Raw genomic sequence first — 19,078 nt, 5'->3', positions numbered from 1 at the left:
CCGTGTTCGGCACCGTCGACCTGTGGACCTACGTCGTCGCCACCGTGCTCATCATCCTGCTGCCCGGACCCAACTCCCTCTACGTGCTCTCGGTCGCCTCGCGCCGCGGCAAACGCGACGGGTTCAAAGCCGCCGCGGCGGTGTTCTGCGGCGACTCGGTCCTCATGGTCGCCTCCGCCGCCGGACTCGCCTCCATGTTCGCCGCCTCGCCCTTCCTGTACGGGCTCATCCGCTGGGCCGGCGTCGTCTACCTCGCCTACCTCGCCTTCGGCCTCATCCGCGGCGGCCTCAAAGGCTGGCGCGCGGCCCGCCGCGGCGAGCCGGTCCCCGAGCCCGCCGCCACCGCGTCCGTCTCGAACGAGCGGCCCTTCACCAGGGCCCTCATCGCGAGCCTGCTCAACCCCAAGGCGATCTTGTTCTTCGTGGCCTTCTTCGTCCAGTTCGTCGACCCCTCGTACGCCTGGCCGGTCCTCAGCTACGGCGTGCTCTTCGTGATCCTCCAGAGCATCTCGATGGTCTACCTGACCACCCTCATCCTCGCCGGCGACGGCCTCGCCCAGGTGTTCCGCCGCCGCCGCAGGCTCGCCGCCGCCGGCAACGGCCTCGTCGGCGCGGTCATGATCGGCTTCGCCGCCAAACTCGCCACCGGCTGAACTCAGCCCGCCGTCCGGCGCTGGCGGACCATGCCCCGCAGCAGCCGCTGCGGGGGCGGGGCGGGAGCCAGCGCCTCGGCGGGCCCGACCGCGAAGCCGCGGATCATCTGGCCCACCAGCCGCCGCGAGGCCTCCGGCGCCGCGTCCCCGGCCACCGCCAGCACGCCCGCGTTGGCCATCAAGAGGATCGGCAGGTCCTCGCCCACGAAGTCCGGTTGCAGCCGCCCTTCGGCCTTGGCCCGGGCGACGAGCTCGGTGAACGCCTCGAAGGCCTCCTGGCGCGCCCGCTCCATGCCCTTGGCCGTCCCGAAGCTCATGGCGAGCACCTCGGCGAACCCGCGGTTGTCGGCCTGGAGCGCGCACACGGTCTCGACGTAGGCGCGGAAGCCGTCCCAGGCGCACGGCTCCTCGCGCGCGGCCAGCGCCGCCTTCCGGTTCGCCTCCATGGCGTCCTCGAAGACGGCGGCCACCAGGTCCGAGGCGGTGGGGAAGCGGCGGAAGAGCGTGGCGATGCCGACCCCGGCGGCCCGGGCGATCGAGGCCATCGAGGCGCTGAGGCCCTCTCGCCGGTAGACGGTCCGGGCGGCCTCGATGATGCGGGCGCGGTTGCGCTCGGCGTCGCTGCGCAGGCGGGCGCGGTCGCAGCCGGCCTCCTCCGGGCTCGGTTCCATCAGCACATCCTATCCAAGTGGAATGTCTTATCCGCTTGTGTTGTTGGCATCAGTGTCCGCAACCGGATAGGGCGCTCCGTTTCCTGTGCGCCCGCCCTTCGATCGGTCATGGAGATCGCCCTGATGAACGTCTTCCTCTGGATCCTGCAAATCCTGCTCGCCGCCGCCTTCCTCATGGCGGGCCTGCTGAAGTCGACCCAGCCCAAGGAGAAGCTCGCCCCGAAGATGCCGTGGGTGAACGACTTCTCGCCCGGGGTCGTCAAGCTCGTCGGCGTCACCGAACTCGCCGCCGCCCTGGGCCTGGTCCTGCCCGCGCTCACCGGCATCGCCGTGGTCCTGACCCCGCTCGCGGCCCTCGGCCTCGCGGTCATCATGGTCCTCGCCGGGATCTACCACTTCCGCAAGGGCGAGTACTCCGGGATCGTCGTCAACGCGGCGTTCCTCGTGATCGCACTGGTCATCGCCTGGGGCCGCTTCGGCCCGTACGCGTTCTAGGGGATGTCGGCGGAGGCTCCGGCCTCCGCCGTTCAGCGCCCGGCCCGCAGGCGCCGCAGCATCCGCGCGTCGGCGAACCCGACCGCGCGCGCCGCCGACTCCACCGTCGCGCCCTGCCCGATGAGGTGCTCGGCCCGCTCCAGGCGCAGCAGCGACTGGTACCGCAGCGGCGTCAGCCCGGTCGCCTCGCCGAACTGCCGCGTGAGGGTCCGCTGCGACAATCCCGACCGCGCCGCGAGGTCCGCCAGCCGCAGCGGCTCGGCGAACTCCGCGTCGATGCGGTCCTGCACGCGGTGGACCGCGTCCGACAGGTGCGAGCGGTGCCGCAGCATCGCGCTCGCCTGCGGCTCCTGCCCGTTGCGCCGCGCGAAGACGACCATCTCGCGGGCGACCCGGGCCGCGGCGGCGGGCCCGTGCCGCACCGCCACCAGGTGCAGCGCGAGGTCGATCCCGCTGGCGATCCCCGCCGAGGTCACCACCCGCTCGTCCTCGGTATAGAGCACGTCGCGGACCACGCTCGCGCGCGGGAAGCGCCGCGCGAGTTCGTCCTGGAGCGCGTGGTGGGTCGTGCACCGGCGCCCGTCGAGCAGCCCGGCCTGCCCGAGCGCGAACGCGCCCGAGCAGACGCTCGCGACGGTGCCGCCGTCCTCATGGTGCTCGCGCAGCCGACGCTCCTGCGCCCGCGAGAGCCGCGGCCCGCCCGCCGTCCCCGGCGAGCGCCAGCCCGGCACCATCACCAGGTCGCCGGGCCCCAGGCGCGGCCAATCGGTCTCGGCCCGGAGCGCGACCCCTTGCGCGGTCGGCACTTCGAGCGCTTCGGCGACGTACCGCAGCCGGTAGGCCCCCTCGGGCAGAACGTCGGCCGCGGTCGAGAACACCTGCGCCGCGCCGGCCAGGTCGAGCAGGTGCAGGCGGGGGAGCAGCACGAAGACGACTTCGGTCACGGCGCACCCTCCTCGCGGTTCACTCCCGCCAGTCTCGCACCGCCGAGGCGACGTCGGTCACCGCGGCGAAGCGCCCCGAGAGCGCGTACTCGGTCCGTTCGATGATCGCGTCGGTGCCGAGCGTGCGCGGGTCGGCCAGGATCTCGTCCAGACCGCGCCCCGGCGGCGCGTCGCGGTGCTCGATCGGGTTGGTCGCCGTCGCGTCGGTGACGAACACCGTCGCGTAGCCCAGGTCCGAGGCGACGCGGGCGTTCGTCTCGCAGCACTGCTCGGTGCGGATGCCGGTGACCACGACCTCCCGGACGCCGCGCTGCGTCAGCGTCTGCTGGAGCCCGGTGGTCGTGAACGCGTTGTGCGCGGTCTTGAGGAACTCGGGTTCGCCCTCGGCGGGCTTGAGGCCGGGCAGGTACTCCACGAAGCCCCGGGCCGGGTCGAACACGTTCCCGGTCCCCGGCTCGATGTGGCGGATCCAGACGACGAGGTCGCCGTTCTCGCGGGCGGCCTCCACGAGCGGGTCGATCCGGTCGGCGATCCCGGGGTCGCTGATCGCCTCCCACATCGGGCGCTGACGGAAGGACTCTTGGACGTCGATGACGAGCAGTGCGGTTCTCATGGCCCCAATGCTGCCCCCGCGAACCCCTCCCGCTCAGGCACGATCGCGTCCCGAACCGGAACGATCCGGCCACATGGAACCGCCGCGCCGCCCGACCGGTCCTCCCGGCGCCTGGACGGCGCCGGGGGAACTCGCGCCGGACGGCGCGGCCGCCCGTGAGGGTCGGTGAGGCCTCAGAGGCTCCCGAGGGTCTGCAACCCCGGGAGCGCCTTCCCGTCGAAGTCGAACAGCGCCTGGTTCTCCCAGCCGTTCCCGCTGGAGGGGTCGGCCGGGTCCCAGCCGGCGCCCTCGACGCCCGTCCAGGTCGCCTCCCACCAGAACACGCCCCGGCCGAGGCCGTTCGGCACGGCCTTGACGACCGCGGCGATCTCCTCCAGCCAGTACGACTGGGACTCCGGGCTCGCCGGGGACCCGGCCACCGGCTCGGCGTCGGAGATGATGTTCGGGAACCCGTCGGAGTCGCCGGTGGTGAACGGGTACGCCGTCTCGACCACGTACAGCGGCTTGCCGTACCGGGTCGCGAGGTCGTCGAGGTTCGCGGCCAGGCCCGAGAGCGGGCCGTGCCAGTACGGGTAGTACGAGGCGCCGATCGCGTCGAACGGCACCCCGTGCGACACGGCGTTGTCGAAGAACCACTGGAACGCGCCGTTGTCGCCGCCCTCGGCGAGGTGCAGGATCGCCTGCGCCGACGGCACGGCGTCGTCCACCGCCTCGCATCCGGCCGCGAGCAGCTCGGCCATCTGCTCCAGCTGGTCCCAGCGGCCGTCGGGCCACAGGAGGCCGCCGTTGGTCTCGTTGCCGACCTGCACGAGCGTCGGCGTGACCCCGGCGTCGGTGAGCGCGCCGAGCACCTCGGCGGTGTGGTCGTAGACGGCGCCCTTGAGGTCGGCGAAGCTCAGGTCCTCCCACGCGGCGGGCTTGAACTGCTTGCCCGGGTCGGCCCAGGTGTCGGAGTAGTGGAAGTCGACCAGGACGTCCATCCCGGCGGCTTTGGCCCGCTGGCCGAGTTCGACGAGCTGCGTCTTGGTGTTGTAGCCGTCGGCGGGGTCGACCCACACCTTGACGCGGATGCAGTCGAGGCCGCTTTCGGCGAGGATGTCGACGGCGTCGGCCTGGGTGCCGTCGGCGCGGCGGTAGACCGCGCCGTAGTCCTCGTTCTTGACGAGCCCGGAGATGTCGGCGCCGCGGACGAAGCCGCCCTGGGCGGGTCCGGGACTGCAATTGCGGGCCGCGTGGGCCAGTGCCGGGGTGCCGGCCGCCGCGGCGGCGACGCCGAGGGCGCCGGCGGCGGTGAGTGCGGTTCTGCGCTTCATGAGGTCGCGCTCCTTTGTGAGAGAGAGGGTTTTCGGCGGTCCCGCTGGGGCGGGACCGCCCACCAGGGGAAGTCGGGTCGCGGCGGCGCCGCTACAGGGTGCCGAGGGTCCGCAGCGCGGGCGTGACCCTCCATGAGAAGTCGAACAGCGCCTGGTTCTCCCAGGCGTTGCCGCTGTTCGGGTCGGTCGGGTCCCAGCCGTTGCCGTCCACGGCGATCCAGGTGGCCTCCCACCAGAACACGCCGCGGCCCATGCCGTTCGGGACGTTCTTGACGACGTTGGCGATCGCGGTGAGCATGTTCGACTGCCCGGCCGGGCTCGCCGGGTATCCCGACACCGGGGTCGAGGAGCTGACGATGTTCGGGTGCCCGTCGCGGTCGCCGGTGCTGAACGGGTAGGCCGTCTCCACGACGTAGACCGGCTTGCCGTACCGGGAGGCCATGTCGTTCAGGTTCGACTGGAGCCCCGAGAGCGAGCCGTGCCAGTACGGGTAGTACGAGGCGCCGATGGCGTCGAAGGGCACCCCGCGGTCCCTGGCGGCGTCGAAGAACCACCGGAACAGGGAGTTGTTGCCGCCCTCGGCGAGGTGCAGCATGACCTTGGAGGCCGGGGAGGTGTCGTACACGGCGTGGGCGCCCGCGGTGAGCAGCTGCGCCAGCTGGTCGAGCCGGTCGTAGCGCCCGTCCGGCCACAGCATCCCGCCGTTGAGCTCGTTGCCGACCTGCACCATGCCGGGGGTGACCCCGGCCGAGCGCAGGCCGCCGAGCACGTCGGCGGTGTGGTCGTAGACGGCGTCCCTGAGCGCGTTGAAGCCCAGGGAGTTCCAGGCCGCGGGCTTGGCCTGCTGGCCCGGGTCGGTCCAGAAGTCGGAGTAGTGGAAGTCGACCAGGACGTCCATCCCGGCGGCCTTCGCTCGCGAGGCGAGGTCGACGACCTGCGACTTGGTGTTGTAGCCGTCGGCGGGGTCGACCCACACCTTGAGCCGGATCCAGTTGACCCCGCTCTTGGAGAGGATCCAGATGGCGTCCTCGCGCCAGCCGTCGGACCACATGTACTCCCCGCCGTAGTCCTCGGACTTGGCGAGGCTGGAGATGTCGGCGCCGCGCGCGAACGCGGTCTGCGCCTGCGCGGCGGGCGCGGCGCCTGCGAGTGCGGCCGCGGCGCCGAGGGCGCCGGCCGCGGTGAGGGCGGTTCGTCTCTTCATTGAAACTTCGCTCGCTTTCAGTCGGTGAGGATGACGACCTCTCCGGCGGGTACCGGGACGCTGCGCTGGTGAGCGACGCCGGTGAGGACATCGGTGCCCCGGAGACCGGGGACGGTGACGTCCTGATCGCTGTGGTTGATCAGGAAACTCATGGGGCCGCGCCGCACGAACTCGACGCCGCCGGGGATGCCGGCGGGTCGTTCGACCCCGGCGGCGTCCAAGGCGGTGGCGAGCAGCTCGTCCAGGCCGGTCGCCTCGTCGAGGGCGGTCGCGGCGTACCAGGCGGTGCCGCGGCCCAGGTCGTGGCGGGTGAGGGCGGGGCGGCCCGCGTCGGGACCGGAGGCGAAGCGGGCGACGGCGCGGGCGCCGTCGAGGCGCACGTGCTCGGACCAGATCCGGCCCCTGGCGCCGGTCTCGAGGCACGGCCTGCCGCTGGCTGCGGACTCGACCCCGGCGCCGGGGTCGGCTTCGATCGCGAGGCCCTCGCCCTCGCGGAGCGGGTGGAACTCCTCGATCCACAGTCCGAGGGTCTCGCGCAGCGCCCCCGGGTGCGGTCCGGCGTGGACGGTGTCGTGCTCGTTCACGATCCCCGAGAAGTAGGAGACGACGAGGTGCCCGCCGTGCTCGACGTAGCCGCGCAGGTTCTTGGAGGCGGCGTCGCTGAGCGCGTAGGAGGAGGGCGCGACGACGAGCCGGTAGGCCGACAGGTCCGCTTCGGGGTGGGCGAAGTCGACGGTGACGTGCTGCTTCCACAGGCTCGCGTAGTAGGCCTCGACGCGCTCGCGGAAGCGCAGATCCACCGAGGGGCGCCACTCGAGTTCGAGGGCCCACCAGGCCTCCCAGTCCCACAGGACCGCGACGTCGGCGCCCACCTCGGTGCCGACCACCGCCGACAGCGCCTTGAGGTCGCCGCCGAGCGCGACCACGTCGCGCCACAGCTCGGTGTCGGTGCCGCCGTGGGGGACCATCGCGGAGTGGAACTTCTCGGCCCCGGCGCGGGAGGCCCGCCACTGGAAGAACATGAGGCCGTCGGCCCCGCGCGCGACGTGGGCGAGGGAGTTGCGGCGCAGCTCGCCGGGGGTCTTGGCGATGTTGCGCGGCTGCCAGTTCACCGCGGAGGTGGAGTGCTCCATGATCATCCACGGGCCGCCGGCGACCGCGCGGGTCAGGTCGGCGCTCATGGACAGCTCGATCTGGTGGTCCTCGCGCTCGGCGATGAGGTAGTGGTTGTTGGAGACGACGTCCACCTCGCCCGCCCAGCGCCAGTAGTCCATGCCCTCGCAGTTGGGGATCATGAAGTTCGTGGTCGCCGGCGCCTTCGAGTGCTTCGCGATGACGTCCCGCTGGAGCCGGTAGTTGGCGATGTGCTGGTCGTTCGAGAAGCGCTTCCAGTCGAGCCGGAGCGCGGGGTTGACCCCGGGAGGCGCGGCCGAAGGCGCCTCGACCTGGTCGAAGGACCGGTAGACCAGCCCCCAGAAGGCGGTGCCCCAGGCCTCGTTGAGGCGGTCGACGTCCTCGTACTTGTCGGCGAGCCAGGCCTGGAACGCCAGGGCCGAGACCTCGCAGTAGCATTCGACGTTGGCCCAGCCGTACTCGTTGTGCACGTGCCACAGCTCGACGCCCGGGTGGGCGCCGTAGCGGACCGCGAGCTGCTCGACGATCGCGGCGCAGGCCTCGCGGTAGACGGGGGAGGAGGGGCACACGCCGTGGCGCGAGCCCCCGGCGAGGGTGCGGCCCTCGAAGTCCACGAGGCGGATCTCGGGGTGGGCCTTGCGCAGCCACGCGGGCGGCGAGGAGGTGGGGGTGCCCAGGTTGATCCCGATGCCGTGCTCGTGCAGGAGCGCCACGATCCGGTCGAGGTCGGTCCAGTCGTACTCGCCGCGGGCGGGCTCGATGAGGCCCCAGTTGAACACGCCGAGGCTGACGAGGTCGACGCCCGCCTCGCGCATGAGCCGCACGTCCTCCCTCCAGGTCGCCTCGGGCCACTGTTCGGGGTTGTAGTCGCCTCCGTAGCGAATGGTCTGCACCGCGTCTCCTGTGAGGTTCCTTGCACAAATGCCTGTGAACGTGCACAGTACTCCATGTTCGAATCTCCCGCAACCTGCGATGCACTCGGGATTCGTGTCAAAATTGTGATCGTTCTATGAAGAATTTATGCCGCGTAAACGACCATTGGGTGCAAAACTTGGTTGCCAAGTGAGGCCTAGATCGCTAGATTCGTGTAAACGTTCACAGTCTGGTGGCGCACATCAGTTGGACCGGCACGGTATACGGCCCAGCACGACGCCGGACTCCCTCACCTGAGACAAGGACTAGACATGCGCAGCAAAGGTGCTCACGCAGGACCCTCGATCAACCGGCGGAACCTCCTCGCCCTCGGCGGCGGCGTCGCGGCGGCGGGGACCCTCGCGGCCTGCGGCGGCCCGGAAGAGGAAGAGGAGCGCGGCGACCTCGAATGGGACGCCGACGCCCAGCAGTACGTCATCGAGGAGGAGATCGCCTCGGGTGAGGTGCCCCTCAAGCTCTGGTTCGAGAACGAGGACCTCGCGAACGCGCAGATCGCCGCGTTCAAGGAGGCCTTCAAGGACGTCTACCCCGACATCGAGTTCACCTACGAGCTCGTGGCCCAGAACGACGCGGTCCCCGAGATGTCCCTCGCCGGCGAGGCCGGCAACGGCGGCGACGTCTTCATGACCTTCTACGACCAGGTCGCCCGCTCCATCGAGGAGGGCACCGCCGCGCCCCTCGGCGAGTACGAGAACGTCCTCAAGAGCCGCATGAGCGACACCTTCACCGGCGTCGTGACCGGCTCGGACGGCCGGATGTACGCCGTCCCGGTCACCACCGAGTCCATCGCCCTGATGTACAACAAGACCCTCCTCAAGGAGATCACCGGCTCCGAGGAGCCCGCGACCACCTGGGAGGAGATCCGGGCCGTCGCCGAGCAGTACAACGACTCGGCGAAGAACCAGTGGACCGTCCGCTGGGTCCCCGGCGAGATCTACTACTCCTACTCGGTCCTGTCCTCCATGGGCTGGCAGGTCTACCCCGGCGGCGACGTCGCCGAGCCCGGCTTCGACGACCCCTCGCTGATCCCGGCCCTGGAGTACTACGCGAGCCTGCGCGACCTGTGGAACGTCCCCAGCGCCGACGCGACCCCCGAGACCGTCGAGGCCGAGTTCGCCGCGGGCGTCACCCCGTACATCATCACCGGCCCGTGGGCCTTCTCCGCCTTCGACGCCGGCGCCGAGGAGCACGGCTTCGAGTACGGGGTCACCACCATCCCCGCCAGCGAGTCCGGCGACCCGGCCAGCTCCTTCGCGGGGATGCACGTCATCGCCGTCTCCGCGTACACGAAGTACCCGGCCGCCGCGCGCGTGTTCGCCAACTTCCTGGCCTCCGACGCGGGCGCCGCCGCGCTCTACGCCACCACCGGGCAGATCCCGGCGCTCAACACCGACCTGCTCGCCCACATCGAGGGCCTCGAAGAGGACCCGCACGTGGCCGGCATCGTCGCCCAGTCCGCGCAGGCCGACCTGCTCCCGCAGCTGCCCGAGTACTTCTGGTCCACCGCCAACGAGATGACCGTGGCCGTCTGGGACAACCTGACCTCGGCCGACGACGCCGCGGCCGCCGCCGTCGCCGGCTACGACGAACTCGCCGGGCTGTAGGGCGACACCGCAGATGAGCACCGCTCAGCAACGCCTCCCCGCATCAGTGCCGGGCATCGCCTCGGCACTGGTGTGGGGGTCGGGCCAACTGCTCAACCGCCAGGCGGGCAAGGCCGCCTTCTTCTTCGTCTTCTTCGCCGCCCTGATCGGCTGGGAGATCGGTTCCGGCAACTACTACGCCGGGATGGACTACACGCCGCGCTCCAACGGCGGGTTCTTCGTCAAGGGCCTGTGGGGCCTGATCACCCTCGGCACCAAGCCGCGCGAGATGACCCTCACCGGCCTCACCGAGGGCGACAACTCGATCGTCCTCATGGCCAACGGCCTCATCAGCCTGCTCACCCTCGCGCTCCTGGCGATCGTCTGGATCTGGGGCGTCCGCGACGCCGCCGGGTACCGGCGCCGCCTCAACGACGGCGGCCCCCGCCAGTCCTCCCTCGCCTACTTCAAGCGCCTGTGGGAGCACTCCTTCGCGTACATCGTGCTCTCCCCGGGCATGCTCCTGATCGTCTTCATGTCGGTCCTGCCGGTGCTGTTCGGCATCCTCGTCGCCTTCACCGACTACAACCGCGACAACCTCCCGCCGAAGAACCTCGTCCACTGGGTCGGCTTCGAGAACTTCGCGACGATCTTCGCCGTCCCCTCCTGGACTGCGACCTTCCTCGGCGTCCTCGGCTGGACCCTCGTGTGGGCCGTCGTCGCCACCGCCACCACCTACGCGGCCGGATTCCTCCAGGCCGTGCTGCTGGCCAACCGCAAGGTCCGGTTCCCGCGCGTGTGGCGCTCGATCTTCCTACTGCCGTGGGCCGTCCCCGGCATCGTCTCCGCCCTGGTCTTCCGCTCGATGTTCAACGGCCAGTTCGGACCCATCAGCCAGTGGCTGGTCGACGTCGGCATCACCGACGAGCGCGTCTACTGGTTCACCGACCCCTCCCACCCCAACCTCGCCCGCGGCATCGCCCTCCTGGTGAACCTGTGGCTCGGCTTCCCGTTCTTCATGGCCCTCGTCGGCGGCGTCCTGACCAACATCCCCGACAGCTACTACGAGGCCGCCCGCATGGACGGGGCCGGACCGCTCCAGCAGCTGCGGCACATCACCCTCCCGGTGGTCCACCGGACCGTCTCGCCGCTGCTCATCCTCGCGTTCGTCTCCAACTTCAACAACTTCGGTGTCATCTACTTCCTCACCCAAGGCGGGCCCGACAACGCCGGCTACCGCTTCGCCGGCAGCACCGACCTGCTCATCACCTGGCTGTTCACCCTCACCCTGGACAACCGCCTCTACAACATCGGCGCGGTCATGAGCATGCTGATCTTCGTCATCGTCGGCACCATCTCGGTGTGGAACCTCAACCGCTCCAAAGCGATCCGGGAGCTGTGAACCCATGACCGCACCTCAGCCGCTCATCGCGCCCGAACCGGGCCCCGCCCCCGACCCCGCCCTGCGGGCCCGCAACGCCCGCCGGCGCCGCCGCACCGCGCCCCGGTCCGAACGCGTCGCCAGCGCCTTCCTCCACCTGGAACTGCTGGTCGTCGCCGTCATCGTGATCTTCCCGCTCCTGTGGATCGTCGGCGCCTCCTTCAGCCCCGGCACCGGCCTGGCCAACGCCAGCCCCATCCCCGAGAACGCCACCGTCGAGCACTACGTCAACCTGTTCACCAACACCTCGTACGGGCGCTGGTACCTCAACTCGCTGTACGTCGCGACCTTGAACATGGTCGGCTCGGTCGTCCTGTCGGCCCTGTGCGGCTACGTGTTCTCCCGCATCAGGTTCCGCGGCCGCAAGGCCGGACTCCTGGGGATCCTCATCCTCCAGATGTTCCCGACCTTCCTGACCGCGATCGCCGTCTACATGCTCTTCCTCAACTTCGGCCTGCTCGACTCCCTCACCGGCCTCGCGCTGGTGAGCATCGCCGCGGCCCTGCCGTACAACACGTGGCTGATGAAGGGCTACACCGACAACCTGCCCTCGAGCCTCGACGAGGCCGCCGCGATCGACGGCGCGAGCCGGTGGACGATCTTCGTGCGGATCGTCCTGCCGCTCATGCGGCCCATGCTCACCTTCGTGGCGATCACGCAGTTCACCATGCCGTGGATGGACTTCATCCTGCCGCGGCTGCTGCTCCAGAGCCCCGACAAGCAGACCGTCGCGCTCGGCCTGTTCGCCATGATCGAGGACGTCTACCAGAACGCGTTCACGACCTTCGCGGCCGGCGCGGTGATCCTGGCCGTCCCGATCACCATCCTCTACATCGTCCTCCAGCGATACCTGGTCACCGGCGCGAGCGCCGGCGCCGAGAAGGGATAACGGAGCCATGACGAATCGAGAACCGACGCCGAGGAAGGCCCTGCCGGTGCGGGGCGCCGACGTCTCCATGACCGCCGAGATCGAGGAGCGCGGCGCGGTCTTCCGCGCAGGCGGCGTCGAACGCGACCTGTTCGAGCTCCTCGCCGAGAACGGCGTCAACTGGACCCGCCTGCGCCTGTGGGTGAACCCGCGCGACGAGTCCGGCGAGCCCTACATGGGCGGCACCAACGACCTGGAGCGGACCATCGCGCTCGCGCTCCGCGCCAAGGCCGCCGGGCAGGCGCTCCTGCTCGACCTGCACTACTCGGACTTCTGGACCGACCCGAAGAAGCAGACCACGCCGAAGTCCTGGCGCGGTCTGACCGGGACCGACCTGCAAGAGCGCGTGCACGACTGGACCGCGGAGGTGCTGGCCTCGCTCGCCGAGGCCGGCGCGGCCCCCGACATGGTCCAGGTCGGCAACGAGATCACCAACGGGATGCTGTGGCCCGAGGGCCGCACGCCCCGCTTCGACGACCGCGAGCGCCGCTTCGAGGGCAGCGGCGACGACCGCGAGGACGAGGCGGCCTACGACCGGCTCACCGGGCTCCTGAAGGCCGGCGTGCGGGCGGTGCGCGAGGCCGGGGACGCGAAGATCATGATCCACCTCGACTTCGGCGGCGCGAACGAGCTGTACCGCGGCTGGTTCGACCGGATGGTCGTGCGCGACCTCGACTTCGACATCATCGGGCTCTCGTACTACCCGTACTGGCACGGGACCCTCAAGGACCTGGCCGCGAACCTGAACGACCTCGCCGGGCGCTACGGGCGCGACCTGGTCGTGGTCGAGACCGCCTACGCCTGGACCAAGGCCCATCCCGAAGGGCACCACCAGGTCTTCAGCGGCGAGATGGCCGAGACCGGCGGCTACCCGGCCTCCCCGGAGGGCCAGATCGCGTTCCTGCGGGACCTGTACGACACCGTCGCCGACGTCCCCGGCGGGCGTGGTCTCGGGATCGTCTACTGGGAGCCGGCGTGGCTGCCGGTGCACGGCACGACCTGGGCCTCGCGCGCGGGCATGGAGTACGGCGACGACGTCGTGGAGGAGGCCGGGAACTCGTGGGCCAACCAGGGCCTGTTCGATTTCGAGGGCAACGCGCTGCCGTCGCTGCGGGCCCTCGGCGGCGGGTGAGCCCCGCGCGGTAGAGCGAGACGGTGCGGCCGTCGTCCCCTTGGGCGGCCCACCGCTGCGCCCCCGCCGCCGCGGCGGCCGGTCCTTCGCCCCTCGGCGGGACCGGCCCCGCGGCGGGCGGGGGCGATAATGAGTGCGACACAAGGGAGAGCTGAGCAACTTGGCACGGAAACGACCGACGATCCACGACGTGGCCGATGCCGCGGGGGTCTCGCGCGGCACGGTATCGCGGGTCCTCAACGGCAAGTCGAACGTCTCGCTCTCGGCCGAGACGGCGGTGCGGCGCGCGGTCGCCGAGACCGGCTACGTCGTGAACCGGGCCGCCCGGAGCCTGGTGACCAGCCGGACCGGTTCGATCGTGATGGTCCTGTCCGAGCCGCAGGAGCGACTGTTCGAGGACCCGAACTTCTCGGTCCTCATGCGCGTGGCGACGAACCAGCTGGCCGACCTCGACATGTCCCTGGTGCTCATGATCGCCGGGGACGACGGCGGCCGCGATCGGGTCGCCCGGTACCTGCGCGGCGGCCACGCCGACGGGGCGCTGCTGGTGTCGACCCACGCGGGGGACCCGCTGCTGGAGGAGATCGAGCGCGCCGGGGTCCCGGCCGTTGCCTGCGGCGCGGTGCTCGGCCGCGAGTCGGTCATCCCGTACGCCGCCGCCGACGACCGCGGGGGCGCCCGCGCCATGACCGAGTACCTCGTCGGCCAGGGCCGCAAGAAGATCGGGATGATCACCGGCCCGCTCGACACGCCCGGCGGTTCGCTGCGGCTGGAGGGGTTCACGAGCGTGCTCGGCCGCAAGGCCGGCAAGCAGATGATCGTCCACGGCGACTACACGCAGGCCGGCGGCGAGGCCGCGATGGAGCGGCTGCTGGCGACGGTGCCCGACCTCGACGCGGTGTTCGTCGCCTCCGACCTCATGGCCGCCGGGGCGCTCCAAGCGCTGCACGCGGCCGGTCGCCGGGTCCCGGGCGACGTGGCGGTCGGCGGCTTCGACGACTCGGCGATCGCCTCGGCGACCCGCCCGGCCCTGACCACGGTCCGCCAGCCGCTCGCGCTCGTGGCGGAGGAGACGGTCCGCCTCCTCATCGCCCTGCTGGACGAACAGGAGGCGGACCCGGTGGTCCTGCCGACCGAACTCGTGGTCAGAGGCAGCGCCTAAGCGAAGGCGTCCACCCCGGTCAGCTCCGCGGAGTACGCCCACAGCCGCTCGGCCTCGGCCGGGTCGATCGCGTAGGCCCGCACGCCCTCGCCCTCGGTGACGATCTCGGCCACGTCGCAGTCCTGGAGGTACACCCCGCCCTCGCCTTCGAGCGAAGGCGAGGTCACGGCCCAGGTCTGGGTCGCGGCCCCCTGCTCGGTGTTCTTGAAGTAGTCGGCGACGGCGTTGCCGTCCTCGTCGATCCATCCCGCCTCGACCTGCTCGGCGATCGAGAGGTGCCGCTGGAGCGGCGTGACGATCGAGCCGGGGTGCAGCGCGAACGCCCGCACCCCCGAGTCGCGGGCGAGGCGGTCGAGCTGGACGGCGAACAGCACGTTCGCGGTCTTGGACTGCCCGTAGGCCAGCCACCGGTCGTAGCCGTTCGCGAAGTGCACGTCGTCCCAGCGGATCGGGGAGTTCCCATGCCCGCCCGAGGACACCGAGGCCACGCGCGCGCCTTCGGCGAGGAGCGGCATCAGGCGGTTGACGAGCGCGAAGTGCCCGAGGTGGTTCACGGCGAACTGGAGCTCCCAGCCGGGGCCGACCCGCGTCTCGGGGCAGGCCATGACCCCCGCGGAGTCGATGACGAAGTCGAACGGCCTGCCTTCGGCCAGCAGCCGGTCGGCGAGGGCCTTGACGCTGCCCAGGTCCGCGAGGTCGAGTTCGGCGGCGGCGACGCCCTCGATCCCGGCGAGGGCCTTCTCGGCCACGTCGAGGCGGCGGGCGGGCACCAGGACCTCGGCCCCGGCGGCCGCCAGCGCCCGGACCGACTCGACGCCGATCCCGGAGTAGCCGCCGGTGACGAGCGCGTACCGGCCCGACAGGTCGATGCCGGCGAGGACCTCGGCCGCGGTCGAGCGGGCGCCGAATCCGGACTGGAGCGGTTGCTGCGGTGTTGTCATGGAGGGGACTCTAAAACCTGGAGTGCACTCCAACGCAAATCCGAAGCTCAGCGCACCGAGCCGCTCGCGGGCTCCTGCGCTAGGCCGCGCTGAGCGCCCGCGGCTCGGCGATGTTGGCCGCGAGCGCCAGCACGCACCCGGCCGCCAGGACCAGCAGGCCCGCCACGGCGACCGGCTCCCCGATCCCGGCCGCGTTCACCGGCAGGTCCGCGCTCAGGCGCAGGTCCCCGCCGTACAGCAGCATCGCGCCGGCGAGCCCGCCGAACGCCCAGACCATCCGCGTCTCGTGGCGACGCCACACGAAGAACAGCGCGCACCACACCGCCAGCAGCGGCACCAGCGCCACCGACACCCCGTAGGCGCGGTCGGCCCGCACGGCCTCCACGGCCGTCAGATGCAGGTAGTCCACGCCCGCGCCGCCGCGGTAGACCCACGGCAGGAACATCGAGGCGACCACCAGGATCGAACCGCCGAGGGCCGCCAGGCCGCCCGCACGGGAACTCCAGGTCGAGGGCGTGCGCTCCATCTTCCACCTCCGCTAGTGAACGTTCAGGTTCAAGCGGACCACCGCGCAGGGCCCGCGTCAACCGCCATGCCTGCATCGTCACACCGGGATCGGGGATCGGTTCAGCACTTGCGGCAGCCGTCGAAGCCCTTGTCGTGAATGCGGCCCCAGCTCACCCGCGCCGACTTCAGGAGGCCGTCCAGTGAGTCCGTCCCGTGCTCGCGCTGCTCGGCCATCAGCACCAGCGCCGCGGCCCGCGCGTCGGCCTCGGCCCGGTGGTGGTCCCCGAACGCGATCCCGGCCGCCCGCGCCACCCGCGGCAGCGTGTACGAGTCCAACTGCCAGGTCTGTCGGGCGATGACGAGCGTGCACGCGTACTTCAGGGTTGGCGGGGCGAGGCCGACCGCGCCGTTGGCCCCGCGGATCACCGAGGTGTCGAAGGCCGCGTTGTGGGCCACGACGGGGGCGTCGCCGATGAAGTCCCGCAACTGCGACCACACCGTCGGCCACCGCGGGGCGCCGACCACGTCGGTGCGGCGGATGCCGTGGATCGCGGTGTTGCGCGGCTCGAACCGGTCATGGCCCTCGGGCGGGCGGATGAGGGTCGCGAACGACTCCTCGACCGCGCCGCCGCGGACGCGGACCACCGCGACCGAGCAGGCGCTGGCGCGGCTGCCGTTCGCCGTCTCGAAGTCGATCGCCACCCAGGAGTCCACCGGCCGCCCCTTCACCGCGCATGTGGAGGCCGACGTTAGCAGAGGCCGGACCTTATGCGCCCCTTGCCGCGAGGCGCACCAGGTGCGCGTGGGCGTACTCGCAGACCACGGCGTGCCGGTAGACCGCGCGCGGCACGTCGGTGTTCGAGTCGGCCCGCACCGAGAGGTCGCCGCACAGCCAGCGCAGGAACGTCGGATCGCCGGTGAGCTCGGACAACAGGACGAGGATCGAGTCGTCGAACCGCATCGAGTGCACGGCCCGGCGGTACTCGTCGGGGGTCAGGCACGCGGCGAACGGCAGGTTCATGAGGCACAGCGCGGTCTGGATGTCCAGGCGCATGAGCCGGCGCCGGCCCGGTTCGGGGTCGAGCGGCGGCATGTCCAGGCCCGCGTAGTCGAGGGGACCGGTGCGGGTCATGTCGAGCGCGGCGAGCACCTGGTAGACGTTGATATCGTGCTCGATCACCGCCCGGTCGCCGAGCCCGGCGAGGGTGGTGGGGCGCAGGGCCACCGGCGCGATGGGGGTGGCGGTGTTGCGGACGATGAAGTTGAGCAGGTTCGTCTCGATCACGAAGTGGCGGATGAGCAGTTCCACCGCGAGCGGGTCGACGAAGCGGCGCAGGAACCACAGGCACAGCCGGTCCATGAGCCGGTGCGCGGTCCACCGGATCGGCGTCAGGCGCTTGAGCGCGACGATGACCAGCGCGAGGACCCGCGAGAGCGGCCGGGCGACCGGGTAGAGCCAGGTGCGCGTCCACCGCCGCTGGTCCTCGGCGATCTTCTCGGCGACCTCGCGTTCGAGCGGCATCGCCGGGTCGGCCACCACCGCGTCCCACAGCGGCGGGTCCGCCGCGGCCTCAGACATTGTCGAGCTCTTCGAGCTGGAGCGCGTACAGCCGCGCGACCACCTTGGCGGTCTTGACGATCGCCTCGGTCGCGGCCGCGTCGATCCACGGCAGGGCGAGGATCGCCTGGAGCTTCGCGAAGTGGTCGTCGTCGGCGTCGCCGTGGTAGGCCAGGAAGCTCACCTGGTCGTCGCGCAGCCCGAGGACCTCCTTGAACCGCGCGGCCCAACCGGAGGCCTTGCCGGTGCCGAGCCCTTCGATGATGAACATCGCCCCGAGCAGCCCGATCGGGTCGGGCTGGCTCGCGGTGTGGAACATATACGCCGACAGCGCCTCCGAACCGATGTTCTTGACCCCGCCCCTGATGTCCTCAATAGAGCCGCCGCAGGCGACGTAGTCGCGTTCGATCATCATGAAGTCGCGGTGCTCCTCGGCGGCGTGGCCGATCGCGGCGCTGCGCAGGTCGAACAGGTCGACCGAGAAGTTCGACGCGGCCCGGGAGATCCACCGGGCGCCGTCGGCGACCTGCTGGCGCAGGTTGAACAGCAGCCGCCGGTAGTCCTCCAGGGTGACCGTGCCCTCGGCGAGGCGGTGCATGACCGGCACCGCGTCCAGGCGCGCCTCGAACTCGCGCCACACCGCCTCCAGCCGGGCGTGCACGTCCCCGGCGGGCTCGGCGCTGAGCGGCGCGGTCCTCGGCGCGGGCTGCGGCGCGGCGGCCGCGGGCTCCGTAGGCGCGGCGGTCTCGGCGCCCACGCACGTCAGGTGCACGAAGCCGAACGTGAACCGGCCCGATTCGGGCACGGCCAGCAGCACGGTCTGGCCCGGCTCGAACCGGCCGGTGCGCCAGCACTCCTCCAGGGCGATGAAGATCGAGGCGGCCCCGGTGTTGCCCTTGGTCTCCAGGTTCGAGAACCACCGGTCGGTGTCGATCGCCGCGCCCGCGGCCGAGGCGAGCCGGTCGAAGACGATGTCGCGGAACGCGTTCGTCGAGTAGTGGCACAGCACGTGGTCGAGCTTCTTGAGGTCCACGAGGCCCTCGCGGGTGAGCGCGGCGAACTCGCGCAGCCCGGCCTCGGCGAGGCCCGCGAGCGCGCTCGTGTCCTGGCGCAGCAGCATCATCCCGGCCTGCTCGGCGGCCGCGGCGCCGCCGAGGTCCTGCCAGGTGCGGCCCGCCCGCGGCTCGGTGCCCTCGTCCATGCCGGCCCGCATGCACACCGGGTGCTCGTGGGCGAGGGAGACGGTGCGGACCCAGTCGACGCGCAGCGAGGGCCGGTCGGGCCGCGGCTCGGCCTCCACCAGCACGGCCCCGGCCCCGTCGGAGAGCATCCACCGCAGGAAGTGCGCGTCCCCGTCGCCGCCCGATCCGCTGAACCGCGTGCCGCGCAGCCACCGGCTCGACAGCTCGCTGCCGACCACGGCGGCCCGCCGCCGGTCGCCCAGGCGCACCTTCGCCACGGCCGCGTCGAGCGCGGCGATGCTGGAGGCGCAGACCCCCGCGGCCGAGAGCAGCTGCATCGGGCCGCCGCCGAGCCGCCCGTGCACCATCGAGGCGAACCCGGGGACGAGCAGGTCGCCCTGCGTGGTGGCGGTGGCGAGCATGTCCAGGTCCGCGGCCCGCAGCCCCCGGTCGTCGAGGGCCGCGCCGAGCGCGGCCGCCGCGAGCTCCTCGTTCAGCTCGGTGGTCCGGCCGCGCTCGTCGATCGCGTAGTGGCGCTTGGCGATGCCGTTCGCCGCCAGGACGCGCCGGCGCAGCCGGTCCCCGCGCTCGTCGACCCCGCCGAGGCGGGCGGCGATCTCGTCGTTGCCGACCGGGTCGCCGGGAAGGTAGGCGCCGGCCGCGGTGATGTAGGCGTTCATGGCTT

Annotated in this window: 18 protein-coding genes; 7 read left to right on the top strand and 11 right to left on the bottom strand. The window is 71.5% G+C overall.

The annotated features are described in order from the left end of the window. The first annotated feature begins 2 nt into the window (after positions 1–2). On the top strand, positions 3–653 hold the full coding sequence (leuE, locus tag IF12_RS0107610) for a leucine efflux protein LeuE (protein ID WP_030156442.1): 651 nt from the start codon (positions 3–5) through the stop codon (positions 651–653). A 2-nt stretch (positions 654–655) separates the two neighbouring features. Here leuE and IF12_RS0107605 read toward each other — a convergent pair whose 3' ends face one another. Beyond that, on the bottom strand, positions 656–1,324 hold the full coding sequence (locus tag IF12_RS0107605) for a TetR/AcrR family transcriptional regulator (RefSeq protein WP_133884299.1): 669 nt from the start codon (positions 1,322–1,324) through the stop codon (positions 656–658). A 123-nt stretch (positions 1,325–1,447) separates the two neighbouring features. On the opposite strand from IF12_RS0107605, the gene IF12_RS0107600 reads away from it, so the two are divergent. Next, entirely contained in the window at positions 1,448–1,819 is a 372-nt protein-coding gene (locus IF12_RS0107600) for a DoxX family protein (RefSeq protein WP_030156438.1), read from the top strand. A 32-nt stretch (positions 1,820–1,851) separates the two neighbouring features. Here the strand turns inward: IF12_RS0107600 and IF12_RS0107595 are convergent, their stop codons facing one another. The 5 genes from IF12_RS0107595 to IF12_RS0107575 form a co-directional block, all read right to left on the bottom strand. Beyond that, complete coding sequence (locus tag IF12_RS0107595) at positions 1,852–2,763, bottom strand: GlxA family transcriptional regulator (RefSeq protein WP_030156434.1); 912 nt, start codon at positions 2,761–2,763, stop codon at positions 1,852–1,854. 19 nt (positions 2,764–2,782) lie between these two features. Beyond that, positions 2,783–3,376 (bottom strand): cysteine hydrolase family protein, encoded by a 594-nt coding sequence (locus tag IF12_RS0107590; protein ID WP_030156433.1) that lies wholly within the window; start codon positions 3,374–3,376, stop codon positions 2,783–2,785. Between the two features lie 173 nt (positions 3,377–3,549). Then, the gene (locus IF12_RS0107585) at positions 3,550–4,689 is read right to left on the bottom strand and encodes an arabinogalactan endo-1,4-beta-galactosidase (RefSeq protein ID WP_030156431.1); all 1,140 of its coding nucleotides are present in this window, start codon (positions 4,687–4,689) and stop codon (positions 3,550–3,552) included. A 91-nt stretch (positions 4,690–4,780) separates the two neighbouring features. Then, a complete protein-coding gene (locus tag IF12_RS0107580; protein WP_030156429.1) occupies positions 4,781–5,893 on the bottom strand; it encodes an arabinogalactan endo-1,4-beta-galactosidase in 1,113 nt (370 codons plus the stop codon). A 17-nt stretch (positions 5,894–5,910) separates the two neighbouring features. Continuing rightward, complete coding sequence (locus IF12_RS0107575) at positions 5,911–7,920, bottom strand: beta-galactosidase (RefSeq protein WP_030156427.1); 2,010 nt, start codon at positions 7,918–7,920, stop codon at positions 5,911–5,913. Positions 7,921–8,211: 291 nt separating this feature from the next. On the opposite strand from IF12_RS0107575, the gene IF12_RS0107570 reads away from it, so the two are divergent. The 5 genes from IF12_RS0107570 (at position 8,212) to IF12_RS0107550 (ending at position 14,206) form a co-directional block, all read left to right on the top strand. After that, positions 8,212–9,564 (top strand): extracellular solute-binding protein, encoded by a 1,353-nt coding sequence (locus tag IF12_RS0107570; protein WP_030156423.1) that lies wholly within the window; start codon positions 8,212–8,214, stop codon positions 9,562–9,564. Between the two features lie 13 nt (positions 9,565–9,577). Further along, positions 9,578–10,945 (top strand): carbohydrate ABC transporter permease, encoded by a 1,368-nt coding sequence (locus IF12_RS0107565; RefSeq protein WP_081913351.1) that lies wholly within the window; start codon positions 9,578–9,580, stop codon positions 10,943–10,945. 4 nt (positions 10,946–10,949) lie between these two features. Beyond that, positions 10,950–11,873, top strand: a complete 924-nt coding sequence (locus IF12_RS0107560) for a sugar ABC transporter permease (RefSeq protein ID WP_051704090.1) — start codon at positions 10,950–10,952, stop codon at positions 11,871–11,873. A 7-nt stretch (positions 11,874–11,880) separates the two neighbouring features. Next, positions 11,881–13,044, top strand: a complete 1,164-nt coding sequence (locus IF12_RS0107555; protein ID WP_030156416.1) for a glycosyl hydrolase 53 family protein — start codon at positions 11,881–11,883, stop codon at positions 13,042–13,044. 160 nt (positions 13,045–13,204) lie between these two features. Then, positions 13,205–14,206 carry a LacI family DNA-binding transcriptional regulator gene (locus IF12_RS0107550; protein WP_030156413.1) on the top strand — a complete coding sequence of 334 codons (1,002 nt, stop codon included), beginning with the start codon at positions 13,205–13,207 and terminating at the stop codon, positions 14,204–14,206. On the opposite strand, the gene IF12_RS0107545 is transcribed toward IF12_RS0107550, so the two are convergent. The 5 genes from IF12_RS0107545 to IF12_RS0107525 form a co-directional block, all read right to left on the bottom strand. Next, positions 14,203–15,147, bottom strand: coding sequence for an SDR family NAD(P)-dependent oxidoreductase (locus IF12_RS0107545; RefSeq protein WP_030156405.1), 945 nt, complete (start codon positions 15,145–15,147; stop codon positions 14,203–14,205). The two genes, IF12_RS0107550 and IF12_RS0107545, sit on opposite strands and share 4 nt — an antisense overlap. A gap of 79 nt (positions 15,148–15,226) precedes the next feature. After that, entirely contained in the window at positions 15,227–15,673 is a 447-nt protein-coding gene (locus IF12_RS0107540) for a hypothetical protein (protein WP_030156402.1), read from the bottom strand. A gap of 101 nt (positions 15,674–15,774) precedes the next feature. Beyond that, positions 15,775–16,368, bottom strand: a complete 594-nt coding sequence (locus IF12_RS0107535) for a 3'-5' exonuclease (protein WP_166659598.1) — start codon at positions 16,366–16,368, stop codon at positions 15,775–15,777. A gap of 52 nt (positions 16,369–16,420) precedes the next feature. Then, a complete protein-coding gene (locus IF12_RS0107530) occupies positions 16,421–17,233 on the bottom strand; it encodes a hypothetical protein (RefSeq protein ID WP_030156397.1) in 813 nt (270 codons plus the stop codon). Next, on the bottom strand, positions 17,226–19,073 hold the full coding sequence (locus tag IF12_RS0107525; protein ID WP_030156395.1) for a 3-oxoacyl-[acyl-carrier-protein] synthase III C-terminal domain-containing protein: 1,848 nt from the start codon (positions 19,071–19,073) through the stop codon (positions 17,226–17,228). Before IF12_RS0107525 ends, IF12_RS0107530 begins: the two co-directional genes overlap by 8 nt. Positions 19,074–19,078 lie beyond the last annotated feature (5 nt).

The organism is Glycomyces sp. NRRL B-16210 (genome assembly GCF_000719515.1).
Classification (GTDB): domain Bacteria; phylum Actinomycetota; class Actinomycetes; order Mycobacteriales; family Micromonosporaceae; genus Glycomyces.
This window is presented reverse-complemented; position numbering and strand designations above follow the sequence as displayed.